Annotated in this window: 10 protein-coding genes; all 10 read left to right on the plus strand. The window is 46.2% G+C overall.

All coding sequences use genetic code 11. The annotated features are described in order from the left end of the window. Positions 1 to 713, plus strand: a 713-nt coding sequence (locus Q0688_RS10780) for a thermostable hemolysin (RefSeq protein ID WP_299075922.1), incomplete at its 5' end; no start/stop codon positions are given. After that, entirely contained in the window at positions 714 to 2,219 is a 1,506-nt protein-coding gene (locus tag Q0688_RS10785) for an AMP-binding protein (protein ID WP_299075925.1), read from the plus strand. It begins immediately after the preceding gene. 10 nt (positions 2,220 to 2,229) lie between these two features. Beyond that, positions 2,230 to 2,901: an iron-containing redox enzyme family protein gene (locus Q0688_RS10790; RefSeq protein ID WP_299075928.1), complete on the plus strand. Its 672-nt coding sequence runs from the start codon at positions 2,230 to 2,232 to the stop codon at positions 2,899 to 2,901. 20 nt (positions 2,902 to 2,921) lie between these two features. Beyond that, the gene (locus Q0688_RS10795; protein ID WP_299075931.1) at positions 2,922 to 3,545 is read left to right on the plus strand and encodes a c-type cytochrome; all 624 of its coding nucleotides are present in this window, start codon (positions 2,922 to 2,924) and stop codon (positions 3,543 to 3,545) included. Beyond that, entirely contained in the window at positions 3,538 to 4,368 is an 831-nt protein-coding gene (locus tag Q0688_RS10800; protein ID WP_299075934.1) for an SDR family oxidoreductase, read from the plus strand. The genes Q0688_RS10795 and Q0688_RS10800 overlap by 8 nt, the downstream gene beginning before the upstream one ends. After that, positions 4,365 to 5,006, plus strand: coding sequence for a hypothetical protein (locus Q0688_RS10805; protein WP_299075937.1), 642 nt, complete (start codon positions 4,365 to 4,367; stop codon positions 5,004 to 5,006). The genes Q0688_RS10800 and Q0688_RS10805 overlap by 4 nt, the downstream gene beginning before the upstream one ends. Positions 5,007 to 5,040: 34 nt before the next feature. Further along, positions 5,041 to 5,712 (plus strand): response regulator transcription factor, encoded by a 672-nt coding sequence (locus tag Q0688_RS10810; RefSeq protein WP_299075939.1) that lies wholly within the window; start codon positions 5,041 to 5,043, stop codon positions 5,710 to 5,712. Next, positions 5,709 to 7,034: an ATP-binding protein gene (locus Q0688_RS10815; RefSeq protein WP_299075942.1), complete on the plus strand. Its 1,326-nt coding sequence runs from the start codon at positions 5,709 to 5,711 to the stop codon at positions 7,032 to 7,034. The genes Q0688_RS10810 and Q0688_RS10815 overlap by 4 nt, the downstream gene beginning before the upstream one ends. Positions 7,035 to 7,075: 41 nt before the next feature. Next, positions 7,076 to 7,372: a cupredoxin domain-containing protein gene (locus Q0688_RS10820; RefSeq protein ID WP_299075948.1), complete on the plus strand. Its 297-nt coding sequence runs from the start codon at positions 7,076 to 7,078 to the stop codon at positions 7,370 to 7,372. A 7-nt stretch (positions 7,373 to 7,379) separates the two neighbouring features. Next, positions 7,380 to 8,177 carry an FTR1 family protein gene (locus Q0688_RS10825; RefSeq protein WP_299075945.1) on the plus strand — a complete coding sequence of 266 codons (798 nt, stop codon included), beginning with the start codon at positions 7,380 to 7,382 and terminating at the stop codon, positions 8,175 to 8,177. Positions 8,178 to 8,305 lie beyond the last annotated feature (128 nt).

Consider the following 8,305-nt stretch of genomic DNA (forward strand, 5'->3'; position numbering starts at 1 on the left):
AACCCATGTTGCAGGCCGGTCTTCATAGAAGCGATTCTCGCTACAGCCCATATGACGCTGAATTACACACAGATGCTGGATTGTATGGGGCTAAATGTGCTGGACGAGTGGATTTAGAGCGTTTTATTGCCGAGAAATACCGCCAGATTCACAATGCCCAGTTGAACGAATATTTACCCCTGCTCTTTGGTGTCCGCCACAACACGGAATTGGTGGGTGCCGTCGGCATGAGGCCTGGGCTGTATCGGCCCATGTTTCTGGAACAATATCTGGATTTACCTATTGAGCAGCAGGTGGCTGCTTTTTCAAATCAGCCCGTTGATCGGTGCTCGCTGGTAGAAATTGGTAATTTGGCGATTGCTCGCAAAGGGCACGGGCCGCTCCTGATGGTAATGATGACTGCGGTTTTGGCAGAAGCCGGGTATGAGTGGATGGTCTTTACCGTTACGGAGCAGGTCGAACGGTTGATAGGCCGTCTGGGGTTCAAACCTCATTACCTGAAGAGCGCAGAGCCTGATCGACTGGTGGGGGATCAATCGCTCTGGGGCAGCTATTACGAGAATAACCCTCGCGTTATGGTGGGCAACCTGGAAACCGCTATGGCCGTGATAGCTGAAAATGAGAAGTTATCCGAATGGGTGTCACAGCAAGGCAACCAAATAGCCAGTTTGGCAGACTCTCTAAGAGACTACCGTCGTTTGAGGTCAGAATAGATGTCTGGTGTGTTGAAGCGATTGGGTTTTATCTCCAGCCTGATACCTGAGGGGGCGATAGCCCTCACGTCAGGTGACTACCGGGTTACCTATAATGAGCTGTTAGATAAGGTGAAACAGCGAATCAAATGGTTACGTAATATCAAGTCCCAGGTAGTCGCATTGCACTCAGGCAATACGGCAGAGTGGGTGCTCATTGATCTGGCTTGCCAGGAATTAGGATTGGTTTTTATACCGCTCCCCGCATTTTTTACCGCCAACCAAATTCAGGGTTGTCTTCGTCGAGCTGGCGTTGATACGTTGTTGAGCGATCAGCCAGTGCTACCCGACTTCATTGATAGCCAGTTTTCTTCCACGCCCTATTTTGAACACTTAGCGTCGATAAATGCCATTCATGTTTGGCGAAACGCTCATGCACGGGGTGCAGATTTACCCTTAGCGACTCAAAAAATCACCTTCACATCTGGTTCGACGGGAAACCCGAAAGGTGTTTGTCTAAGTACGGAACATCAGTGGCGAGTAGCGCAGTCTCTGGCAGATGCCATTGGTATCCGTTACCCAAAACATCTATGTCTTCTACCGCTGAGTACATTACTTGAAAACATCGCGGGTGTTTATACACCGCTATTGTGCGGTGGAGAAGTCGTCATACCCTCGGATCACGAGCGAGGCATGTTAGGCAGTTCCGGTATTGATGAGCAGGCACTCCTAAATTGCATCAATCGTATAAAACCTCATTCACTAATTCTTGTACCCCAGCTTCTGACATTACTGGTTCAGGCTTGCCTTAAGGGCTGGCAATCACCTGAGACGATTAAATTTATTGCTGTAGGTGGCGGCAAGGTATCCCCACAACTGATTCAGCAGGCCAGACAATTGGGTTTGCCTGTGTATCAGGGCTACGGCTTGTCTGAGTGTGGCTCAGTGGTCGCCTTAAACACACCAGCCCATGACAGCGTTGATTCTGTTGGCCAGATTTTACCTCACTGTGAGGTGGCTATTGAAAACAACCAAGTCGTTGTAACGGGCTCAGTACACCTCGGTTATATGGAAGATTCGTTAACTTGGTATCCCGAGAAGGTTCATACCGGCGACGTTGGGCGATTACAGAATGGATTTCTCTCCATCGATGGTCGCAAGAAAAATATTTTAATCACCAGCTTTGGCCGAAATATCAGCCCGGAATGGATTGAATCCGTGCTGATGGCAAAACCACTGTTTAGCCAATGCGTTGTATTGGGTGATGCGAAACCTTTTCTCGTTGCGCTGGTCAGTGCACCCATGTCGGTGGACGATGATGTCATTGCCAGCTGGGTAGAAACCTGTAATCAAACGCTACCGGATTATGCCAGAGTTGGAGATTGGCTGCGTACTACGGATCGCGAATTACAGCCCTGTATAACCGCCAATGGTCGCCCCCAAAGAGAACAGATTAAGTCACAGTTTAATGAACGCCTGAATCAGTTGTATCAAAACAACGATGGCACTTCTTTGCAATTTGGTTAGAGGATAAACGATGGTTTTTTTTCAACGATTACAGCAGGAAACAGAAACAGAACGTAACTATTTGATGTCAGCACCGATCATTGCGAATTGCTTATCAGGTGAGATTAGCTTGAATGATTACGTGGCATTTTTGCAACAGGCCTATCATCACGTCAAGCATACGACACCGTTGTTGATGGCGACCGGCGCTCGGTTACCTGAAAGCAAGGAGTGGTTAAGAGAAGCCGTGGCTGAGTATATCGAAGAAGAGCTCGGCCATCAGGAATGGATATTAAACGATATCGAAGCCTGTGGATTTGACAAGGAAAAAGCCCGAAGAAATCCGCCAAATCTGTCGACTGAACTCATGGTTGCTTATGCCTACGATACGGTCAATCGGGTAAACCCACTTGGCTTTTTTGGCATGGTTAATGTGCTAGAGGGGACGAGTATCAAAATTGCTGATTTGGCTGCGGATAAGATTCAAGGCGTATTAAATCTTCCCGCCAATGCGTTCAGCTATTTACGCTCTCATGGTTCATTGGATCAAGATCATATCAAGTTCTATGAAGGGTTAATGAACAGGGTTGAAGATTCAAGTGAGCAGGATCAAATTATTCATTCATCAAGGGCGTTTTACTACCTCTATGGGAATATATTTAGAGAGTTATCGCCGGATCAGGCCATGGCCATTGCAGCATGAACATAGTGCTTTCTGGGAGCATGACAGCAAAGTATCTTGCAGCAGTTATTTTGGCGTTCTCGGCTCTAAATGTCGTGGCTGACGATGAATCTATCGTTTACCAAAAGGAGTGCTTGGGGTGCCATGTCGGTTCGACAAGTAACAGTGATGTTACCGGTCCGCCGTTAGGCGGTCTGGCGGACAAATACATTTTACGTCAACTTAAAGCATTCAAGCATGGCTGGCGTGGGGCAGGGCACCCGGCTGCACGAACAATGTCTGATGCTGTTGCTAGCTATAGTGACGAGGAATTGAAAGACATTTCCCATTGGGCATCCAGTATTAAAAGTGATAAACACTTTGATTATTTGTTAGGGAAAGGTAGGGATGGCTATCAGCTATACGGCGATAAATGTAAAGGCTGCCACGACAGCGTCATAGGTCGATATATGACCGGAAGCCCAAAAATTAGTTATTTAGATACTGACTATATCATCCGGCAACTTCATTTTTTCGATGAGGGCTTTCGTAACTTTGATCAACCAACCAAGCATCAACTGAAAATGCAAACGGTTGTTAAGTCTTTAACAGATGATGAGCTCGAGGTGTTAACCCGTTTTATTGCCAACGCTTCCCTTGATAAATATGAGAACCTTGATGACTAGACAATTTCAAAAGCTTGTACTGACCGGTGCAACAGGTGGTATTGGAGCGGCTATTGCTTCGGTGTTAGATCGCGAAGGCTACAGCTTATTATTAACAGGCAGGAACGAGGAAAAGCTTAGCGGGCTGAAAAGTACCTTGATTGAAGGCCAGCACCAACAGGTACTGGCAGATCTGACAACCTCAGAGGGCATCGCTACGCTAAAAGCCGCAGCGAGTGATTTTAATGCCTGCGGGGTGATTAATTGCCTTGGTGTTAACGAGTTAGTGATGCTCAGTGACTTCGATAGTGAGGATGTCACCACTATGTTGTCGACGAATCTGCAGGCGCCTATACAAGTTTGTCAAACATTGCTTCCGTTACTTGAGAGTCAGTCAGAAGCGGTGATTGTTAATGTAGGGTCGATACTGGGCAGCATCGGTTATGCGGGTTCCAGCATTTACTGTGCGAGTAAATTTGGTCTGCGAGGATTTACTGAGTCATTACGTCGGGAACTGAGTGATACGAAAGTACGTGTGATTTACCTGGCACCAAGAGCTACCAATACCGCCTTGAATACGGATGCGATTAACCAAATGAATCGTGAGCTTGGTAACGCCGTTGATGAACCGGGATATGTGGCCCAAGAATTAGTCGGCATACTGAGGAGCGGTAAGTCTGCCAGCCGGTATTTGGGCTGGCCAGAGTCTTTCTTCGTGAAGTTGAATAGCCTGTTTCCCCAGCTAGTAGATAAAGCGCTGTCAAAACAATTGGTCACGATAAAGCGTTATTGTGATGTTAATAAAACTGAACAATCCCTGTGTAAACCTGGAGGTGTATCATGATTCGAATCAAAGTGGCATTAGGTATAGCTGCACTCATACTATCAACTACGAGTATGGCTGAGTCCCAGAGTGAAGCCGTCGAGTATTTACAAAAACAATGGGCGATTGACAACTACCAGTTAACCGAGAAGGCCCAAAAAGAAGGGTTTGAAGCCCTTATTGAGCAAGCGGATCAAAAAATATCGGAGTACCCCAATTCGGCGGAGTTGTATATCTGGCGAGGTATCATAAACTCAACCTATGCCGGTGCTAAGGGCGGCCTGGGGGCATTGAAGTATGCCAAATCGGCCAAAGCTGATCTGGAAAAGGCTCTGGAATTGGATGCTGATGCATTGCAGGGATCAGCCTATACCAGCCTGGGGACACTCTATTTCAATGTGCCGGGTTGGCCTATAGGTTTTGGTGATGATGATAAGGCCGAAGCGTTATTGAAAAAAGCACTGTTAATCAACCCTGAGGGTATAGACCCGAATTATTTCTATGGCGACTACCTGCGGAGCGAGAAACGCTATGCTGAAGCCAGAGATTATATGGAAAAGGCACTTCAGGCCAAATCCCGTAAGGACAGGCCGCTGGCCGACGAAGGCAGAAGAAAAGAAATACGACAGGCGCTATTAGATATCGAAAAACGTCTCTAGTGGCTATTAATAATGTGGATTATGGTGCCAGCAGTTGAAAGTACTGATTGTTGAAGATGACCCCGATTTGGCTGAGGGCTTGATAACAGCGTTAAAGAATGAAAACTTCATCGTGTTACATGCAGCGCTGGGAGAGGAAGCCAAAGTACGAATTACTCAATTTCAGCCCGGTATCATCATTCTGGATTTGGGGTTGCCGGATATGGACGGCCTTGAGGTACTCCAGTCTGTTCGGAAAACACATGCCGACATCGCAGTGCTGATATTAACCGCCCGAGGAGATTTAGATAACAAGGTTAAGGCGTTAGATCACGGTGCGGACGACTATCTGGCAAAGCCATTTGAAATGATGGAGTTGTTGGCCAGATTGCGGGCGATGTCGAGGCGTCTCAATACGTCTGACAGCAGTCAGATCCAAATTGGTGCGGTTGTTTTGGATATCGTTGCGCATACCTTATCCGTCAACGAACAGGAAATTCGACTGCCCAAGAAAGAGTACATGACCCTGAAGATTTTGATGGAAGAGGCGGGCCGGGTAAAAACCAAGTCCATGCTAGAAGAACATCTTTATGAATGGGGGGAGACTATTGGAAGCAATGCCATAGAGTTTCATATCAGCAACCTGAGGAAAAAGCTCCCGCCCGATTTTATCCAGACAATCCGGGGTATTGGCTATACGATAAAAAAGGCTGATACCTCCCAATGACATCCATTCGTCACTTCCTGATCATCATTATATTGTCAGTCGTTTGCTTGGGTAACTTCATCGCTGCTCTTCAGGGCTACCGGGATAGTTTAGCGTCGATAGACCGCATTGAGGAACAGCAGCTAGAAGAAAAGGCACACACGCTATCTACTCTGGTTAGTCACCAAACCAACATACCATCACACGTTTTTGGCGATGACACATTGTTTCAGGTCTGGCAACAAGCTGTCTTGCTTGCTAAATCACAAAATGCACCTGAAGCATCATTTTACAGTCAAGATGCCGGTTTTCATCTTCGAAGTTATAACGGTAACCAGTGGCTGCTATATCGGTATGAAGGGCAGAAACCCGATATAGATATTATTGTGGCGGCGAAGCATCGAGTCTATTCATCATTGACTGAAGATGTATTGATTCGGACGATACTGCCGATTATTTGGGTGCTACCCATTATCGGTCTTTTGGTATGGGGTGTTGTACATATTGGCCTTAAGCCGTTGAGACGGTTAGCAGCAAAGTTAGACTCTCGGGGCGCGAATGATTTTTCGGTGCTCAAGAGAGACCGGTATACGCGTGAATTACTGCCGATTATTAGCGCACTAAATGGGCTGTTTGGGAGATTGGGTGACGCCTTCGAGCGTGAAAAGCGTTTTTCAGCAGATGCTGCGCACGAATTGAGAACTCCCTTATCGGCGTTGAAAATTAATCTTCATAACCTGTCCAAGGAGCAAAAAGACAACCAAACCCTTCATTCCTTAAAGCGTACGGCTGATCGGATGGAGCACAGTATTGAGCAGCTGCTTGCGCTACATGAAGTGTCGATGGATATTGACGACAGTGTTATTGAAAAGATTAATCTACGTGAGGCTGCTCAGGACGTGATTGTGGAGGTTTATGATCAGTTAACCTTGAAGTCTCAGACAATTGAACTGATGGGTACAGATTGTTTCATTCATGGTCCGTTGCCTTCTATTGCGATTCTTTTGAGAAACCTGATCGATAATGCATCGAAGTATACACCTGAAAAAGGTGTTATTCGCGTGACCGTGGGCAGCCGAGCTGATCAAGCCACTCTTTTGATTGAAGATTCAGGGCCCGGAGTGCCTGAAGAAGAATATGAGCGTGTACTTGATCGGTTCTACCGGGTGGGGGGCGACCACAACCAATCGAATGTGCGTGGCAGTGGGCTGGGCTTATCCATCGTTTCTGACATTGTTCGAGTTCACAATGCGAACATTGTTATTTCAAGATCTCTGGAATTGGGTGGTTTAGCCGTCAAAATTTTATTTCCCTGGCAGGGAGAGAAGAAGTGTGAAGGGTGATTCCTATGAGTAAGTGGTGGCAGAAATACATTGGGTTAGCCATGATTTTCACTTCTGGCTCAGTGATGGCAGGTAAGCCGGTTTTTGAACTGGTCATTCGTGATCACTTATTCTATCCCGCTGAACTCGTGGTTCCTGCAGGAAAGAAAGTAAAACTACTGATCAGTAACGAGGATGATACACCGGAAGAATTTGAAAGTTATGAGTTGAATCGGGAAAAGGTCATTTTAGGGGGGAGGAAAACAGTGATTTTTATCGGCCCTCTTAAGCCTGGTGTATATCCGTTCTTTGGAGAGTTTAATATGAAAACTGCTCAGGGCAAGGTGATTGCCAAATAGGTAAACTATGTTACTGGAAATCATCATTATCGTACTCAGGGAAACTTTGGAAGCCAGTATTCTAATCGCGGTCTTGCTTTCTGTTAGCCGAAGCCAGGGTGTTAGATTTACCTGGGTACCTGCTGCACTACTTGCCGGTTTGGTGGGGGCTTTTGTATATGGCAGCAGCCTGGGTGAAGTTTCTGAATGGTTTGATTATGCAGGCCAGGAAGTGGTAAATGCCGGTTTGCAGTTTACGGTATACCTTTTGATTGGTGCGTTGATTTCGATCCAATGGTTGAGATTGGCCCGTTCAACACGCATTTTAAGAAACCTAATGTCAGTGATAGTTTTTGTTGTTCTTATTCGAGAAGGTGCTGAGTTATACATTTTTTATGGTGGGTTATTGCATAAAGAAGGTGTATTACTTAAGGCGCTAACGAGCGGATTTGTTGGGGTGGCGGTTGGATTAAGTGTAGGGACGATTGTGTTCTATTCACTAGTTATGGCAAATCAATCTAAGGTTAAATTATTTCATTCGGCGGTGTTGCTATTAGTGGCGGCTGGCATGGTGTTGCAAGCGACCCAATTGCTAATACAGGTTGATTGGCTTTCGTCGGGTGAGCCGTTATGGGACAGCAGTTGGTTTATCGCTGAGGCCTCTGTTATTGGGCAGATGGCTTATGCCATTTTCGGCTATGAGGCGACACCTTCACTGATTGAGCTCACCGCTTACAGTCTGTCGGTTGTTGGGATCGTGGCCGTGGCAGCGCTTGTAATTAAGTTTGAAAAAACAGTCACGCCATTTGAAGAGTATATAAAGTGAGCCAAAAGCTAGTCAGTATTTTTCTGTTTTTACTAACGCTACCTGTATGTTTTCAGTCTCATGCTGATGGTTCAACTATCGACAAGGTTTATCATCCTTATGTGCAATTGCTCGAAAAAGAAATTGAA

Source organism: uncultured Paraglaciecola sp., from assembly GCF_937123705.1.
Taxonomy (GTDB): Bacteria; Pseudomonadota; Gammaproteobacteria; order Enterobacterales; family Alteromonadaceae; genus Paraglaciecola.

Bases quoted from the DNA above. Each gene is read 5' to 3' on its own strand.
- Q0688_RS10785 (WP_299075925.1), top strand. From the start codon at position 714: ATGTCTGGTGTGTTGAAGCGATTGGGTTTTATCTCCAGCCTGATACCT.
- Q0688_RS10790 (WP_299075928.1), top strand. From the start codon at position 2,230: ATGGTTTTTTTTCAACGATTACAGCAGGAAACAGAAACAGAACGTAAC.
- Q0688_RS10795 (WP_299075931.1), top strand. From the start codon at position 2,922: ATGACAGCAAAGTATCTTGCAGCAGTTATTTTGGCGTTCTCGGCTCTA.
- Q0688_RS10800 (WP_299075934.1), top strand. From the start codon at position 3,538: ATGACTAGACAATTTCAAAAGCTTGTACTGACCGGTGCAACAGGTGGT.
- Q0688_RS10805 (WP_299075937.1), top strand. From the start codon at position 4,365: ATGATTCGAATCAAAGTGGCATTAGGTATAGCTGCACTCATACTATCA.
- Q0688_RS10815 (WP_299075942.1), top strand. From the start codon at position 5,709: ATGACATCCATTCGTCACTTCCTGATCATCATTATATTGTCAGTCGTT.
- Q0688_RS10820 (WP_299075948.1), top strand. From the start codon at position 7,076: ATGATTTTCACTTCTGGCTCAGTGATGGCAGGTAAGCCGGTTTTTGAA.
- Q0688_RS10825 (WP_299075945.1), top strand. From the start codon at position 7,380: ATGTTACTGGAAATCATCATTATCGTACTCAGGGAAACTTTGGAAGCC.